This window comes from Halosimplex aquaticum, assembly GCF_028747785.1.
Classification (GTDB): domain Archaea; phylum Halobacteriota; class Halobacteria; order Halobacteriales; family Haloarculaceae; genus Halosimplex; species Halosimplex aquaticum.
The window spans coordinates 22,695-39,792 of sequence record NZ_CP118160.1 but is presented as its reverse complement, the minus strand read 5'-3'; the positions used below and the strand labels follow the sequence as shown (position 1 = coordinate 39,792).

The 17,098-nt window shown below is 56.8% G+C and carries 13 protein-coding genes and 1 pseudogene; 5 read left to right on the top strand and 9 right to left on the bottom strand.

From position 1 onward, the window contains the following. Positions 1-11: 11 nt before the first annotated feature. Positions 12-575, bottom strand: a complete 564-nt coding sequence (locus PSC72_RS24750) for a hypothetical protein (RefSeq protein ID WP_274326401.1) — start codon at positions 573-575, stop codon at positions 12-14. Between the two features lie 101 nt (positions 576-676). Between PSC72_RS24750 and PSC72_RS24745 the strand changes: the two genes are divergently transcribed. After that, the gene (locus PSC72_RS24745) at positions 677-1,669 is read left to right on the top strand and encodes a transposase (RefSeq protein WP_274322795.1); all 993 of its coding nucleotides are present in this window, start codon (positions 677-679) and stop codon (positions 1,667-1,669) included. Positions 1,670-1,911: 242 nt separating this feature from the next. On the opposite strand, the gene PSC72_RS24740 is transcribed toward PSC72_RS24745, so the two are convergent. The 7 genes from PSC72_RS24740 to PSC72_RS24710 all read right to left on the bottom strand — a co-directional run bounded on the left by PSC72_RS24740 (position 1,912) and on the right by PSC72_RS24710 (position 12,930). Next, positions 1,912-5,862, bottom strand: a complete 3,951-nt coding sequence (locus tag PSC72_RS24740; RefSeq protein WP_274326383.1) for a helicase-related protein — start codon at positions 5,860-5,862, stop codon at positions 1,912-1,914. Between the two features lie 17 nt (positions 5,863-5,879). Next, positions 5,880-7,832, bottom strand: a complete 1,953-nt coding sequence (locus tag PSC72_RS24735) for a DUF1156 domain-containing protein (RefSeq protein WP_274326400.1) — start codon at positions 7,830-7,832, stop codon at positions 5,880-5,882. A gap of 461 nt (positions 7,833-8,293) precedes the next feature. Next, positions 8,294-8,647, bottom strand: coding sequence for a hypothetical protein (locus PSC72_RS24730; RefSeq protein WP_274326415.1), 354 nt, complete (start codon positions 8,645-8,647; stop codon positions 8,294-8,296). A 126-nt stretch (positions 8,648-8,773) separates the two neighbouring features. Next, positions 8,774-9,415: a DUF7680 family protein gene (locus tag PSC72_RS24725; RefSeq protein WP_066419074.1), complete on the bottom strand. Its 642-nt coding sequence runs from the start codon at positions 9,413-9,415 to the stop codon at positions 8,774-8,776. 453 nt (positions 9,416-9,868) lie between these two features. After that, positions 9,869-10,960, bottom strand: a complete 1,092-nt coding sequence (locus PSC72_RS24720; RefSeq protein WP_274326399.1) for a hypothetical protein — start codon at positions 10,958-10,960, stop codon at positions 9,869-9,871. Further along, on the bottom strand, positions 10,947-12,710 hold the full coding sequence (locus PSC72_RS24715) for a DUF499 domain-containing protein (RefSeq protein WP_274326398.1): 1,764 nt from the start codon (positions 12,708-12,710) through the stop codon (positions 10,947-10,949). The genes PSC72_RS24720 and PSC72_RS24715 overlap by 14 nt, the downstream gene beginning before the upstream one ends. Continuing rightward, on the bottom strand, positions 12,703-12,930 hold the full coding sequence (locus PSC72_RS24710; protein ID WP_004594467.1) for a hypothetical protein: 228 nt from the start codon (positions 12,928-12,930) through the stop codon (positions 12,703-12,705). Before PSC72_RS24710 ends, PSC72_RS24715 begins: the two co-directional genes overlap by 8 nt. Before the next feature lie 209 nt (positions 12,931-13,139). On the opposite strand from PSC72_RS24710, the gene PSC72_RS24705 reads away from it, so the two are divergent. The 4 genes and pseudogenes from PSC72_RS24705 (at position 13,140) to PSC72_RS24690 (ending at position 16,227) form a co-directional block, all read left to right on the top strand. Next, complete coding sequence (locus PSC72_RS24705; protein WP_274326397.1) at positions 13,140-14,048, top strand: hypothetical protein; 909 nt, start codon at positions 13,140-13,142, stop codon at positions 14,046-14,048. Positions 14,049-14,181: 133 nt separating this feature from the next. After that, positions 14,182-14,637, top strand: a complete 456-nt coding sequence (locus PSC72_RS24700; RefSeq protein WP_274326379.1) for a hypothetical protein — start codon at positions 14,182-14,184, stop codon at positions 14,635-14,637. 46 nt (positions 14,638-14,683) lie between these two features. Then, positions 14,684-15,043, top strand: coding sequence for a hypothetical protein (locus PSC72_RS24695; RefSeq protein ID WP_274326378.1), 360 nt, complete (start codon positions 14,684-14,686; stop codon positions 15,041-15,043). A gap of 157 nt (positions 15,044-15,200) precedes the next feature. Further along, positions 15,201-16,227 (top strand): annotated as a pseudogene (locus PSC72_RS24690) (Cdc6/Cdc18 family protein). A 15-nt stretch (positions 16,228-16,242) separates the two neighbouring features. Here the strand turns inward: PSC72_RS24690 and PSC72_RS24685 are convergent. Next, positions 16,243-16,932 (bottom strand): SOS response-associated peptidase, encoded by a 690-nt coding sequence (locus tag PSC72_RS24685; RefSeq protein ID WP_274326376.1) that lies wholly within the window; start codon positions 16,930-16,932, stop codon positions 16,243-16,245. Positions 16,933-17,098 lie beyond the last annotated feature (166 nt).

The window sequence follows — 17,098 nt, the reverse complement described above, 5'->3', positions numbered from 1 at the left end:
GAGTGAGGGGCTTATTCGTCTGAATCAGAGATCAGATCTAGCTGATAACCAGCAGACCGCAGAAATTCGCGGATTTGCTCAACCTCCTGCTTCTCCTCAGGAGAACTCGTCCCGAGTAGTTCTTCAATTACCTGCTCTCCATCCTCACAGAGAGTAATTGATTCATTGAAGGGGGTGTTCTCAAGTGGATCTCGTTGCTCATCTATCACGATCGGTTGCCACCCGCCCTGGTACTGGTATCGGTAGAGGGTGATAGTGCGGACGGTGTCTTCGTCGACGAAGAAGCTCGTTTGTTCGCGTTTGCTGGCGACCGCGAACTTCCCGCTGTCGAGATCCGCAGCAAAGTCCTCGAAATTGTGGAACTCAGCAGGAACCGGCCCATCGACGACGTGAGTGATAACTCCTGGCCATGTAAACCCATAGACACGCTCGAAGAAGCTGACACCATTGTCGTCGAGAGAATCAAACACGAGGAGAAGATCGCCCAGCTGGATTTCTGTACCGTCTACGCTGATATGCGATGAATACGGATAGGCGTCGCCGTCGTCGAGGACTTCAATATCCGGCTTCGGCATATTGTCAGAGTCTAATTGGAGCTACAAAGAGATAGCTAATGGAGCACGAGGGTGTCATAGAACGATTAGCACACCAAAGAGCAGGGTGAACGCTGAGGTGGATGAGTTCAGCGACCCTGCAAGATGATCCTTCGGTAGAGTCGTTCTTCAATGTCGTGGAGACAGAGACGCTAGCGCTGTTCGAGCACCTCTCCTTCGAATTTCTCGAAGAGTTTGACGTGTTCGCCCCGGCGCAGACGGGGCGAACACGAGACCACGAACCACCAGAGCTGATGCGTGGCTTTCTCCACTGCTACTACAAAGATATCTACGGCATCCGCCCCGTCGAACGAGAGCTTCGGAACACGGTCGTCTGGTTGAGCTGTGGCTTCGATCGACCGCCGTCGAGAGACGCGGTCGATCGCTTCCTCACCGACCTCGAACACGTCGCTAACGAGGTGTTCGATCACCTCGTCGAGCAGGCCGCCCGCCGCGGCCTGCTCGACTTGACCTACTGTATCGATTCGACCGACGTGAGGGCGATGCCAGCCGACCCAGATGCGTCAAAGTGCTACGATCCAACCAAGGACGAGTACTACTACGGCTACGGCTGTACAATCGTCTCGACCGGGCAAAAGATACCGATCGCAGCGGAGTTCACCGAGAGCAAACAAGCACCAGAAGAGACGGCGATGCGCGTCACCCGTGACGCGCTCGCCGTCGAGCAACCGATCTGGATGGTCGGTGACAGCGCCTACGACACGCTCGACTGGCACGACCACCTGCTGGCCGCAGGGGTCGTGCCAGTCGCTCCGTACAACGCGCGAAACACCGACGACCCGCTCGATATCGAGTACAGGGTCGAAGACCGCATCGAGGAACACAGTGAAGACGTTCAGCTGAAGCAACCGACGCTAGATGAGACGTACAACCGCCGCACGGGAGTTGAACGAACCAACGAATCAGTGAAGGACTGCGGCCTCGGGCGCACCCACGCCCGAGGCCGCGTCCACGCACGAGCGCAGGTGTTCCTCGCGCTGTGCCTTCGCCTTGTCATCGCGATCACCAACTACGAACGTGGAGACAATCCGGGAAGCACGATCATCACGGTGTGAGAAGAGTTCTATGACACCCTCAATGGAGCACGCCAAATTTTCCCGAGCGTTCAAAGTGCATCTCTCCCACCATCCGGACCCCTCACGCCGGTTGAACGACGTCGTATCCTTCTCGACCAAGTAAGTCAACAGCTAACTGTTCCAGTCTCGCACCGTCCCCGATAGCGCGGAGATTTGCTTCAAGAGCAGTATTTGGCATCTATTGGTTCATCTGGGAAGTCCATGCTTACAAAACTACCCAGCTACTGTGGCTGCTTTGTTGACTTCTCTCGGTTGTCAAGGAATTGATCACACCACGTCGGAAGGGAATCCATTGGTCCATTTTCAGTCACTGTCCCATCGCCTGCAATCCGGGTAAACACGCCGTCCCGCCCCCACGCACACACTACTGGCTCTTGGTCTTGATCGGGTCGAGTTACGATTCGCTGTTGGAATCGCGACGGATCCTCACTCACATCCTGCAGTACTGTGAGGAGTTGCACGAGAAGTGGATGACCTGGTGCAAGATGCTGAACCGATGGGAACTCGTCAGCACACACAGCCGAGAACGTCACCGCCACTTCGTCAGCAGCAGTCGCAATAGCCTGTGCAATCGTCTGTTCCCCATCCTCGGCTGGTACCTCAATCGGTGCATCACCTACTGAAAGGCGATATGTACTGTCCGCAAAGTCGAAGTCCCCGTCATCGTACTCGAAGTCAATCTCGTGAACCGGAGTGAATTCGACACCGGCCTCGGCAAGAGCGTCGTTATCGACCAACACTGACTGGAGGCTTGGTGTCTCGAACGGAGGTTGATACTCGTATTCCTCCTCGCCGACATCGACGAGATCTGGGTGACTGTAGGACTGCCACGCATCAAGTTTTGCTTCGTCGACGACGTCCTGAGCGACGAGGTCGTCGACGTCCTCGAGTGACTCTCCGACATCGACGCGATCGCCCTGATCGCGTTCTTCGAGTTCTTCAGAGAACTCGCGGTCAGCTGATTCGACCGCAGACTGGTCGTCAGCGCTGTCCGCGTTCAAGGTCGCATCCCGGATCTGTTGGCTGACGCCGGAGAGTATGGGTTGCATCTCACCGACGACGTTTTCGAAGAGGCCAATCCGGTCGTCAAGGCGATCATAGATGTCCGTCTCAACCGTATCCTCGTAGCTGTAATTGAGAATGCGAATCTCGTCGAATCGTTGGCCGATACGGTCAATCCGACCGATACGCTGTTCAACTCGCATCGGGTTCCACGGCAGGTCGTAGTTGATGAGCGCCCCACACTCCTGGAGGTTTAGCCCCTCACTCGCGGAGTCGGTACAGACGAGGATATCGACCTGCCCATCATCACGTGAGAATTCACGCTTCACGCGCTCTTTCCCGACGTGCTCCCACGTTTTAGAATCGGGGTCGTACAGCTCGCCGCCACGACCAGAGTACGTCGCGATTGTTGCACCAAGAAGGTCCGCGAGACTGTCCCGGATGAAGTCCATTGTGTCCGCGTACTGCGTGAAGACAATCACCCGGTTGTGGCCAGCACGGTCCAGCTCGTCGAGGTCGTTGTACAGCTGCTGAATCTTCGGGTCTGTATCAACCAAGTCTAAGTCGTTGACGAACGCTTCCAGAGCCTCGATTTCTTCCTCGATCAGCTGTTTCCCCTCTTCAGTCACGCTCGGGATGAGTTCAGAGAGGTCCAGGTCGTCGCTACTAGCGTCGAGTTCATCCAGAACGTCCCCGTCGTCGAGGTCTGCATTTTGTAGCGTTTCGAGGACGACCTGCTCCGCATCACCATAGTCCCGGTCACGAGCGCGCTCCCGACCGGCGAGCACGGTTCGTTGTGCCCGGAGTGTCTCAAGCCGGTGTTTCAGGCTCTGGCTGATCGCATAGACACTCGACGTGAGTCGCTGCCGGTACGTGGTCATCACGAACCCGATGGCGCGTGTTTGGGCTTCGTCAGTCTGTTGGGCTCGCTTGTAGAACTCACGTGTGTATTCGTCGATCTGGTCGTAGACCGCCCGTGTCTCCTCGGTGAGTTCGATTTTCCGTTGTTCGGGATTCCGGTTCGGAACGGTCGTATCGAGGAGTCCGACCGCCTCGTACTTCCGAAGCGTATCCCGTGTATTCCGATGGATGAGCGCGTCGACCGGTGTGGACTCCGCGAGAACATCGCGAATGACTCGCCAACCGCCCGGCGAGAGTTCGTCAAGTGCGTCCTGTCGGTCGCTGCGGGACGCCATCAACCACTCGTCGGCGTCTTCAGGATAGAGGAGCCGTTTGAGTTTCGTATCCTCGCTCGCCTCGAAGCGGTCGATGTCATAATCTGCCATCGCGTCGTCGACATGGTCGAGATAACCGTCGTAGGCGTCTCCATAGGCTCGTGCGAGCCGGCACGCGGTCAGCACACGCTCTTTTGCAATGGCACGGTCCTGTCTGTCCTCATTGATCTCGAGTTCGTCTGCAAGGTGCTGGAAGACTTTTGAGGAGAACGGTCGGTCCGTCGGGAGCCGGTCTTGGTGTTCCAGTCCATCGAGCGTGGCTTGCGTGTCCCAGGAAGCCTCCGCTTCGTCGGACTCTGAACTCGGGTTGTCGAGAACCTCGTTGAGGGCCTGCGACAGCCCATCTCGGGTTTCGAAGAACTCCATGAAGGTATCCCGGTTATCCCAACCACTCGGAAGATCCAGCAACTGCATCAGGTCGTGGAGTTCGCCAGAGTGCAATTGCATCGGGGTAGCCGTCAAGAGGTAGTAGGCGTGCGTATAATCGCGAAGCTGTTCGAGAAGAGCGTAGAAATTACTGCCACGGCGAGCGTTGTGCGCCTCGTCGACGATGACGGCGTCCCACACGCCCATCCGGTCTTCCGTATCATGGTCGCGTCCGCGACAGCTTGCCGGGATGCCGTTCCGAGACCGGTCGGATATCCGGTCTAAGGGGGCGACCTGATCCCAGCGGTCGTCGAGACGAGCCGTATGCCAGGACATAATGACGACCGTCGGCCCATCCAGTGGCGACGATGCATCGGCATCAGTCGACTGTTGTTCGTAGAGGAACCGCCAGATGGGGCTGTCCACCCATTCGCGCTCCCCAGTGAGGTCGAGGTCCGTAGCCGATGGTGGGTAGTGGTCGCGACCGCGGACGTCCCGGAATACGTGATCGCCCGCTGTGTCCCGGTCGAATCGGACGGCGTTGATGTTGAACTTCTCCCAGAGCTCTTCCTGCCACTGCCGCTGCAGACTCGCCGGAACCAGCAACAGCCCGGTTTCAAGCTCCCCGGTGAGTCCAAGCCTGGAGAGTGTAAGACCGGCCTCGATCGTCTTCCCGAGTCCCACCTCGTCACACAGCAGGAAACTCTGTGGATAGGTGTTGACGAGTGTGTCCGAGACGACTCGTTGATGCGGCCACGGCGTGATCGTGCTCGCTTCCTCGGCCAGAGCGAGCCCACCGGGCGAGAGCGGTCCATCCTGAATGATGTTCGCTTTGTCGCGCTCCGTCGGCGGAGCTGTACCGTTCGCGATCTGAATCGCTTCCTGGAGATCGCTTTCGGTGTCTGGGGCTTTCCAGTCAATGATGTCCTCTTCGATCGCCTCGGGGAGGTCATACACTTCGACGAAGGGGTGTTCATCACTCCACAGTCGCTCGAAGGTCTCCTCGTCGCCGGCGACGTAGTCCGCCTGTTCAGGAACCCACGAACGGTGGACTTTGAACCTCTCGTAGTTGCGAGCCCAGCCGCCGACCGTCTCGTTGACGCTGCCCTCGAACGAAATCGTGTTTCCGTCGCTATCGTGGAAGAGTCCAACTTTCGGATGGAAGATCTCCCAATCGTGAGAGGGAGAGCGTGGATAGGCGACCTTGATGTGGATCCGCCCCTCGCGGAGGAGACGCGCGAGAATACGGAGATTCGCATCCAGGCGTTCGTCATCGAGGTCCTCGAGGTTTTCCTCGAGGCGGTCGGTGAGCGTCTCTAGAACCGGACGGTCAGACTCGTAGAGTTCGGTGCCGACGATGAGGCGCATTTCACCATCGTTCTCGACGAGGGCGTGAATGCCGTTGGCAGCAGCCGCGAGTGCCGTACTGGAGAAGTAGCCCGCAATCCGGTCGTATTGTTGGCTGCGTTCCAGTGCGGGTTCGTAGAAGTCCTTGACGAGATGGGCGCGTCCCTGCTCGGGCTTGCTCTCGTAGATCGACTGCCACTCGCGGTCACGTAGATTAGTCATACTGGAGGAATTTCGAGTTAGGCGTGGTCACCGAGTTCGGTCTGTTCGGACCTATCTTTTGAGACATCAGTGAAATCGGTGGGGGTGAATTCGAGACCGAGGGCGTCGTGGGTCCGGCCTATGGCGAGGTCGCGAGCGGCCTCCCATTCCGAACTCCGCTGGGGAAGAACTTGCAGGAGAGCTTTCAGTGTTGCCTTGAACCCCGCATCTGTGTCGAAGTTGCGTTCTTTGAGCCAATCGATGGCGACGTCCTCGCCCTGTTTCTCGTAGACGTGCATAGCGGCGTGAACCGCATCGAGGGCGATCGTGTAGGACAGCGCTTCAGGATCGACGGGCGTCCGGTTAGATCTCTCTTCGGGGGGCAGTGTGATATCTTGGACGCGGTCCTCGTGAGTCTTCAGCTGAATGTCGCCACGTTTCTTCCCCCAAATTTTCGTAGAGCGTTTGATTTCGTCGATATCGACGCCCACGCCGAGGCCCAGTTGATGGCCGTCATCGTAGTGGAAGGTGTCGGATTCGTGAACCAGCCAAGAGAGGATATACCACTCAGTAATGTCGTCCAAGTCTCCGAGTCCTTCACCCTCAAGATACTCCTCAACAAGGACCCGCGTTACTGCTTCACGGGCTTCTTCAAGAGCGCGACGGGGTGGAACCTCATTATCTTGGTCATCAACAACTGGATAGGCGTCAGCGTAGACTTTCAAAGTTGGTCCGAATGCAGAGATAATCACGTCCGTTTTTGTTAGTGAAAGACCCGAATTAAGGAGTTCGCGGGCAGCATCCTTAGCAACGTCTCGTGTATCTGTACGAACATCACTCCAAAGGGTCGGAGTTGAGTCCGTCTCGTGCTGATTAGCATCAACGGGTTTGCGGCCCGTGAGGAGTAACGTGCTGTCGGCTGACCCGCCACCTCGGGTATCGGTCCTCTGTGGCATTTCACTCGTGATGGGATGTGTCGAAGTTACAGTGAATCCAGATCTGATGAGTGATTTAGTGAGAGTATCCCACGCGCTGGACTCCTTATGCGTGAACATAACGGTCATTACTCCACCAGGCTCAAGCACTCTGTAGAGTTCCTGGAAAATTTCTGCCATTTTATCTTCATAATCTTCAGAGGCGAACTCTTTTTTGGATTTTGAACTATCTGCGACTTCCTCGTACTCAGCGACATTCGCCACAGCCTCGTCGTCCTTATCTGAGAGTTCACCAGTGAACATCTCGGGGAAAGTGTCCCCAAGGTATTCTTTCAACCAAACGTAACAAATGTCCGAAAGTTCGGAATAGATAATGCTGTCGTAGTATGGCGGGTCAATAACAACCGCCTGGACGGTGTCAGATTCAATATCTAAGTCGGCTGCGTCACCGACTAGAACCTCTGATTCAGGATCTTCGATATCCTGAAGATATGAGACAAGCTCCTCGTAGGAGTCGCGGACACGATTGAAGTTATCTTCCCATGATTGATTCCCTGCACACAGGTTGTTATCAACGAACGACCACTGGAGTGTGAAGTGCTTCCCGCCAAGAGCATTTGCGGGGTATCCTTTTCCAGTGTCGAGTGGCGCAAACCGTGTATTTCGGTCAATGGCCTTACTGGATACAAGAGAGAGAATCGTGAGGATAGCTTCTGCCTCCTTCTCTGAGTGGCTTTCGCGGATTCCGTCTTCCACTTCCTCAAAGGCTCGAAGATACTCATAATGAGTGACGAGCTGGCGATCAGTGAACGCATCTCGCCATTTACTGACTCCGTACGGGCCAGCTCGATCCTCATCACCGATGTACCGATCTTGAGTGAGAATTGTATTCAGTCGGAAATCAGATTCCGTACGCTCAGACGCTTTTTCGCAGGCTTTGTAATCTTCCGTGGTCGGGGCCCGCCATCCAGAACCATCGTTGACATACTTGACACCGTAGATTGTCGTGTCATACTCGCCATTCTTAAACGCTGTACGGATATCATCTGACTCCATCACGACAGGACAATTCAGACATTCTGCGCCACTTCGGGAATGAGGGCCATTCTGAGGGTTGAACTCGTTTTTCGATACCTCATCAGGAAGCCGTACACAGTCGTACTCGACACTTTTCGTTTCTTCATTTAGACGCGGGCGGGCAGCAACGCCGCTTGTCGACGACTGTTTCTGAAGCCACCACTTCTTCACTAGAGGTATTTCGAATCCACAGTCAGGGCAAGTGACGGTATATGTACAAGCGTAATGGGAAGGACTACGGCGGTCGTTCTTACAAGGGAAGTACTCTTCAAGCCGCTCTGAAGCGAGCTCATCCACTTTGGCACTCCACCGATTCAATTCGCTCTGCAGAGAACCCACCTTCGGCGCGTACTCATTCATAACCTTGAGCATTAGCGACGGGATGGGATTCAATTCGTTTGCAATCGTAGGGAGATCGTACCGGAGTGCTTCAAATGGAATTACACCGCCACCAGCTGTTGGATCTGAACGGTAGGTAGTTCTCCATCCCATTGATTCCGAAGAAGCTGGTGAATCTCATTTCGTTCGTTCTCACTCGGTGACTGAGTGAATGGACGGGGGTAATCGTAGTGGTCTTGTAGTGTTCCATCCCGTTCATCCTCATTACTCTTCTTTCGTGCGACGTATTCTACAATACTCTCGCCGTCTGTTCCTTGAGATGGACCAATCTGCATCCACCGAAGCAGATCGTCAGCATCAACCCCCGAAGGTAGGACAGAAGCTAAGACGGCAAGTCGGGAGGCAGGAGTTGGTCGCCGCGCAAACCAAGGATGGAGATACCGGTGAGGCGGCATATGTTGGGGGTTAGCCTCTTTTAGATTCTCAATTCCAACTGCCTTGAGCGGGAGATTCCCCTCAATAGCAAGCTGATCTAATTCGGATTGCTCATCGATATCAGGGTTATTTTGAGTCATGGAAAATCACTTGATATGATCCGTCAGCAACACTCGAAGGGCCTTTTCGCCGTTCGGACTCGACGGAGACCGACACTTTGCGTACCAGTAGTAACACTCCTCATCGCTCATCCGTGCAACGCCTCGAGCCAGCGACCGCATCCGGTCGATACGCTGGATCGGCTTCACGCCACGGAAGGCAACAGCAAGCCGGACGCCTGCCGTCTCAGGTAGGAACACGAATCCAGCCCCCCCAGTGAGAACTTCTGATGAATCTCCTGGCGTGCCCTCAATCGCCTCCCTGACGACGTCCTGGAGCGCACGGACACGGGTCGGATCAAGCCGTGCGACCTTTGCGCCGGCCCACTCATCCCACGTCCAGCCATCGAGCTTGGAAAGGAGGTCGTCCCCAGCAATGTCCGAGACGAGATCCTCGACTGGTGTGATACTCAGCGAACGACCATCCCGCTCCAGGCGATCACGGCGGGCTTCAGCCTGTTCGCGAGGGAGTAATTCGTGGAGCGTCCACTCGCCGCCACCGTCTGTCTCTCGTCGGACGAGCGTGAACGTCGGGCGACCACCGAACATACTCGTCCCGTAGCGAACCAGCCGATCCTCCTCTGTTCCCTCAGCGGGTGAGGTCTCAAATTCCGAACCGCGACTCGCCATCAGACCGTCACCTCCGAGCTCGCCTGAATCGGGCCACGCCCTTCGACCCGGACGTCGATGTTGCCCGCATCGAGGTCATTATCGAGGGCAGCGAGGAGGTCGTCACCCTCGTCAGTAATCGGTTCGGGCTCGTCAAACTGGAAGCGGAACTGGATGGTCTCTCGATCATCGCCGAACGAGCCGGCTGGTCGATCACGTCACGGAATCGGCTCGGTGACCCCGTGAATTCCGCGCTGTACGTCCCGTCGTCAGTCTGGGTTTCGTACTGCATTCGAACCGTCACCGAGTCTTCGCGGGCTTTGAATCCGGGGCGCTGACTGATGAACTTGGCCGCTTGGAAAGGTTCGTCCCCACCGACCTGGATGGTCACCTCTTCAAGCAGCGGCGTCCGGTCAGTTCCGGCCTTCGATTCCGCATCGCGACGAACCTCTGAGAACGCCCGCGAAGCGGACATCATCTTCTTGCTCGCCTCCCAGGATTCGTCTGGCTGGCATTCCTCGCAGCGTCCGCGTGCGTCCAGCAGCTGCTCGCAGCGACCTCTTTTCCGCAGGAGCTACAGGTCGTATCGGACTGGTGTTCCTCACAGTAGTAGGGTTCGCTTCCTTCTGGGTTTTCAACCTCCGCCCCACACTCGGCACAGGTAGCAACCGTCTGTTCTGGCCGGTCGATTTCGTCGAGGTGGTCGTCGACGAGCGCGTCGATATCTCGATAAACGACGAAGTCACTCCCGATTTGGACATCGCTGTCCCGAATCGAGGTCTCGACATCGGGGGATTTCGCGAACGGTTCCGGATGCGGCCACGTTTCAGGCTCCGTTGTCCTGACCCAGTACGCTGTCCCAGACTCGCCATCCCAATATGCGTACCCGTGGTCACTAACGAGGGACGAGACAGTCTCTCGAATCGGTTTTGTGCTGAAGAGGTAGTCCAGCCCCGGCTTCTTCGCGTATTGGTTGACCAGCGCTTCGGTGGACATGGCGTCCTGGGTCTGCTGCCAGAGCTTCTGTTGGACGTGAGCGGACCCACGAGCGCCGGCGTCGCGTTTCACGATCTTATCCTCGAGCGTTGTCTGGACAGCGTCGACCAGTGTCGTCCCGCCGTTGGATTCGGTCGCACCGATGGTGATGTGGGTGAGCCCGTCCCGGTCAGGGTAGTAGAGGTGTCGGTAGACGTTCCGAACGAGCTCTCCGAGCATCAGCTGTGCCTCGTCGCTCCGTTCTCGAAGCTCCTCGATTTGTTCCGAGGAGAGGTCGGCTTTCTGTTCAGGGCTATCAAGCAGGGCCTCTATAGCCTCGAGACGCCGAGCCTCGTCGATTGCAGCATCCATTCGATCAGCGTCAGGGGCGAGGAACAGAGCGTAGTTCTTGTAGATTCGCGTCTCAGTCTCTCCCTCGTGTTTTGCGGCTTGCTGCTCGTAGAGCTGAGTTACCCGGTTCGGCGGCGTATCGCCGCCGTCTTCGACAGCAGCGGTGTCCGGATGCATCACCGCGAGTTTCGGCGTATCCGGGGTATCCGGTAAGTCCGCCGGCGATTCAGGGAACTCCACCGGCTGGAAGCCACCATCGCCGATTTCCTTCGAGGTGAGACGGTTCTGGAAACGCGAATGAGCGCTCGCTTCGGGAGTAGACTCGATCCGCTGGTCGATGATCCGGATCAGATTTGGTTCTTGCTTGAATCGGAGGCGCTCTTCCTCGTAGAGGAAGTAACAAGCGACGTCCATATCGTCGCCCCGGAGTGCGGATAGGGCGGCATCGTAGTCGTCGAAGTTCAGATCGGGGTGGCCGATAGCGAGGTTCAGATCGGCGTGAGTTAGGCCTGCAGCCTGTTCTCCGTATGCAAGGCTGTGCCAGAGAACTGTCGTCGTCAGATGGGTACCGAGAGGTGGGAGACCGTTTTCGGTCCATTTTCGGTCCTCGCTGGGCGTGCGCGGTACCATCGTCGTCGTAGATGTCGGCGGTCACTGCGGGACCGAGATCGACGAAGTCGAATAGGCGCTCACGAAGGATCGTCTGAATCCCACCGCCAGGATCGTCATCAGCGACTGTGAGGTCGTAGATCCGAATCCAGTGGCGGTCGTAACTGTCGGGCTGGTGATTCCAGAGGTAGTAGACGGCTCGAGCAAGCAAGCGGAGGGCGTCACGCGTGCGCTGGAATCGAGGGATCGTATCGATCTTGTCCGTGAGAGCGTCGATTAAGGAGGGATGGAAGGGGTATTCGCGTGCGAGGACATCCACGTAGCCAGCGTCGGTTGCTTCCTGTGGATACTGCCGGTCTTCCTGGTCATAGAATTGGAAGTATGAGTCAGCGGCTTCGTGCGCGGCGTTTTCTGGAACTTCCGAGAAGAGTCGGTGCTGAAGGACTTGTCCGATCTCGTTTTCGTCGGTCGGCGTGACCGTCTTGTGCTGCCGCCGGCCGATCTCGTTGACCTCCTCAATGTGATCACGGACGCCATCACGAACCCGGTCAGCCTGCTCACCAAACGCTGTATCCGCGATAGAGTAGACGACCGTGACGTGCTCCGACTCGGCAGCCGCTTCGAGGAGCGCCATCACGAACGAAAGCGTCTGATCGGCGAGCGTCTTGTCGCCGACAGGCGTGCCCGCGGCTTTGTTCATGTAGTCGGCGATTTCGTCGATCAGAATGAGGGCCGGCTGGTCGTGCTGAGCGAAAAGGTTCGAGAGGGTCCCCTCACCGGGGGCGTCCCGGTCTTGGTCGTAGTCCTTGAGGTACTCGTAGCCATCGAGCCCATAGAGCTGGTACGCAAGTTCACCCCACATCGTCCGGGTATTCGGAGCATCCGGATCGTCGTCGGCATGGCGGGCATCCTTGCTATCAGCCTTCGTTCCGATGAAGACCCCCGTCGCAATATCGAGCCCCTCTGCCACCGCATCTTGATAGTCGGCCGCAAGCTCCTCGTCGCCGTCCAGCAGGTAGTGCGAGAGGTCGTCAATATCTACGGGGTTCTCAGCAAGATGGTAAGAGGCGATGAGGTCGTGCGTTTTCCCACCACCGAACCGTGTGTCGAGACAGAGAATGCTCGAAGTATACGAGCCGGGGTCGTACTTTGTGGTCGCCAAGAAACGCCCCGTGAGATTGGAGAGCAGCGTGCGGAGACCCTCCGTGGGATAGGTCATATCGTAGAACGAGTCGGGGTCTCGATAGACTGGTGCTGCCTTCTCAGGGTTGTGGACGACAGTCGAGAGTTTCGCAGCGAACTGTTCCTCCTGGAGCGAGCCGTCTAAGACGTCGTCTCGTGGCTGACAGCTTTCGAAGAGAGAAGGGTACTCACTACTCATCGATTTCCTCCGTGGGTGAGGAATCAGCTTCTGGTTTGGATACGATTACGAATTCACACTCCGTGCTGTTCTCGATGATCGCCTTGGCGATCCCCTTCGACTCCGCGACATCGACCTTGATAGCGTCCCCAACCTCCGCATCGAATTGGTCGAGTTCGGGTCCCGACAGATTCACCCGACCCGATTGGCCGGTGTTCTGTCCAATTGTCTTCTGAGTCATCTGGATAGTCACATCACCCAGCGGGAATGTTATAACCTTTACTTAGTCTAAGTTCCCGATTTGTAGTATGGTGGTTCTTCTATAGCCCCTCCCCCCACTACCCCCTGAATACTAAGTGACTGGGGGTAATCGGTCTACTCACAATGCAAATTAATCGCGGTCCTCGCGACCACCGATATGGGACGTACTGGAATCGTATCCCGGAGTGTATGCCAAGGCACGTCCCGGTAGCAGACCTGGGAGGCTTCTCCATACCCCGTAACGAGGGGGGAGTACCCTCTAGAGAAGAGTTCCCCTATCCAGTAGTCCCGGTCACCGACCAATACCAGTTACATCTGTTTCCGGCACCCGACCATATCCGGCCGATGCTGGTTCGGCTCACCGATGGCGAAGTGCTCACCGATGGTCACGAAGCGTACGGATTCTGGTTGACCGTCGATGGGATTGCCGAAGCTCGAGAGACACTCATCGCACAGGCAGAGAACTATACGAACCAGACGGCCCCTCAAGAACTCGGAACCGCCCTCCAAGACGCACTCGTCACAGATGAACTGCTACACGACATCTTCTCAGAGCAACTTACTGAGAAGCTCCGTCCACCGACCGTTCGTTGGCTTCGTGACCGTACCAAGTCTGTAAGCGCAGACACTGTCGAATACACCGGAGGAGCGTACGTCAAAACGGAGTGGACCATCGAGTTGGAACCTGAATCAAACAGGGGGGAGCGATCCCCACGGACACTCGAGTTCCACACCGATGACCTCATTCAGCAGGATTCGCAACGGTTCACGGTTGATTACCGGCAGCTCTTCCGCCAGCAAATTCGATGCTCGAACACCTGGTGGACGGATCTCAGCAGATACTGGATCTCCTCGGCAACGGTCGAAGATATTGTAGACGACAATTATCCCACAGAAGACGAATCTGCATTCTCGCTCCGCCAATCGGGGAAGGCGAAGTACCACCTCGTACAGAATGAAACTGGGACGACCGTCTGTGGTCATGAAGCCCGTTCAGGCGACACCCGGGAATTCTCCCCAGATACGCTCCCGATGCCAGCGGCACTCTGCAATCATTGTTCTAGAGAAGTCAAACGACACCTGATTCCCAGAGAATAGTGTCAATCCAGGATGGATCGCTGATCGTGAGAGCTGAACACGATAGAATCAGGCGATTCGCAACACCTGTTTAAACCAGACAGAAGCGGTACAGCACCAGAATATTATGACGTTCCAGTCGTGGTATCTTCGTATGAGCATCCCCGATCTCACCCCGATACGAGAGTCTCTTGATGCCAGAATCGAGGAGCTGGAAGACGAGCAAAAACGCCAGGAAGAGCGGCACGAAGGAGATGGAAGCAACCCCGCGGTCTGGGACAAGGTGGAACCGAAAATTCGGCGAGATGTCGTGGAGGACTGCCAAGAGGATCTTGATGGCGTGGACGAACAAGACGAGGTCCTCCGAATATTGGCTGAATGGCGCCGTAACGAAAATCGAGAGTGGGAATTCAACAGGAACAGTTCCAAGGTAGAGAACGAACGAAACAACATCAAGAAGACTGAAATTCGGATCTGGAAGGAGAAGCTCATAGAACTAATTCCCGAATCCGAATTCAAGACCTGCGGCCTCTGTGAGTCTCTTCAAATGCCAAAAAGCGACCGGCGCAAGAGTCGGGGGTACGTATGGGAATGTCCTGACTGCTTCTAGTCTGGGCCCACGAACATCTATTATACTGACGACAAGAGGGGGGAGTATGGGCGCATCTGATTGGGCTGGCAGGATGTGTATGCGACTAGAAGAGGAATTTGACATAAGCGAGGACCGAGCCCTCCGTATCACGACACTCGTTCGACTACTCCGAGGGGAAGGATATGAGGGTGTCTTTGGCGAGTACGGAAGCGAACGACACCAGAAACTCCAAGAGCAGTTGATCGACGAACTCGATAAGTCACTCCTCGAGCAGTCCGGCAATACGATCGAAGAACGGTGGAATAACTTGATGGATGAGCTGGACTGTCAAAGTCACGCTGACAACGGAGTATACCTCATCCCCTGGAGTGAACACGAAGCCGACGACTGGCAAAATCCTGGTGTGACGAGTTCCCGCCCGTGACCTGATTCCGGAAATCCCGGAAACCTTGAGTTTCCACGAACAGGAATCGCGTTACTGCGCGAGGATTTAGTTAGGTTCAGGGGGCTAAATGGAGTGTTTCCGGAAGCAACCCGGTCACGTTTTTAGTACTGCCAAAATATCAGTCTATCAAGTAACGATGATCCGCGATGCTCGCGTTCTCCGCGCCGGGTTCGTCCCTCGGGAAGTTGAGCATCGCGACGCCGAGGTCAACCACCTCTAGCGTTCTCGAGCCCATCACGAACGGTGAACCCGCCGACACGGCCATCGTCACTGGACCCAGCGGCGCTGGCAAGACCTGCATCTCGAAGTTCGTCACCGAACGACTCAGGGAAGAGGTCCTCGACGTCGAGACCACCTACGTCAACTGCTGGCGTAACTACACCCGATTTCGGACGCTCTACCAGATCCTCGACGACCTCGGCGCGACCATCGACATCCACCGGCAGTCGACGCCCCACGACGAACTCGTTGATCGCCTCCAGCAGCATGACGGCCCGCGAACCGTCGTCATCCTCGATGAGGTCGACCAGCTTGAAGACCCCAGCGTCATCTACGACCTCCACAGCCTCCCGCAATTCGCGATCATCTGCATCGCGAACAAGGAAGAGGAGCTGTTCAGCCGCGTCGACGACCGCCTCGTGAGCCGGCTACGCTCCAGCGAACACGTCCGGATGGACAAGTACCACGACGAGCAGCTGTACGATATCCTGAGTGCGCGGGCAAAGTGGGGACTCGATGAGGACGTCATCACCGACGACCAACTCTACCGCATCGCCGACGCGGCCGCCGGCGACGCACGCCTCGCAATCGGCATCCTCCGAACGGCTGCCGGCAAGGCTGATCGCGAGAACCACGAGCGCATCACCGACGACATTCTCCTCGACGCCGCCGAGGATGCCCGGGCCCAAATTAAGCAGAAGAGCCTCGACTCGCTCACACCGCACCAGCGCGTCGTCTACGATATCGTTCGCGAGCACGGGCCGGTCGGCCCGAGCGAGATCCACGAGCACTATTCCGAGGACGTCGATGATCCGCGGACGAAACGGACTATCCGCACGTACCTCTCGAAGATGGAGCAGTACAACCTCCTCGAGGCGGAAGGGACGAGTCGAGACCGAGAGTACTCGCTCGTCGATTCGGCAGCTGCGTCACCGATGCAGTGACCGTGACGCCGCGACCTACCCCGAACTGAACTCGCCGAGGCCCGATTGCTCGTGGTCTAGCGGCTCGATGACCTGGGGATCGTCGTTGCCGGGGTTGTTGACCCGCGTCGAGATCTCGTAGGCGTCCAGATCGTCCTTCGGGTACGGTTGGCACAGTTCCTTGCGGGTGTCCGGATCTGCGGCGAGCCAGTCGGACTCAGCATCCTTTGGGAGGACGACCGGCATCCGGTCGTGGATTGAGTTCATCAGGTCGTTCGGCTCCGTCGTGAGAATCGTGACGCACGAGATCGTCTCGTCGTCGCCCTCCCAGACGTCCCAGAGGCCGGCCATCGCGAATGCGGGGTCGTCCTCCCGGTAAATCCGGTAGGGCTGCTTCGACCCGCCGTTCGGCGGTTTCCACTCGTAGAATCCTGACGAGGGGACGAGGCAGGGACGTGATTCCCACGCCCGCTTGAACGCGCTCTTCTCATCGGCAGTCTCGGAGCGAGCGTTGATGATGCCCTCCTCGGGTTCGTCCGCCCAGAACGGAATCAGCCCCCAGTGGGAGGCGTCGATCTCGTCTGAAGCCTCGTTCGTGATGATGTGGAGGTCGTCGCCAGGTGCGATATTGTATCGGGGGGTGTACCCGCCGTCCGCGACGACCTCGGCGTCGAAGCGAGCCTCGAGGTCAGCCTGGTCGATGAAGAGCGAGTTTCGGCCACACATACCGAGGAGTTTGGAGGGGAGGCATCTTCAACGTAATCGCACAGGAATCTCGCTGTTAACCAACATATTGCCCCGATGAGTCTGAGTTGTTGGTTAATTACAACGGGGCGAAGAATCCCCTAATGACAAACGGTACACCTAAACAAACGATAGAAGAGGCTACACT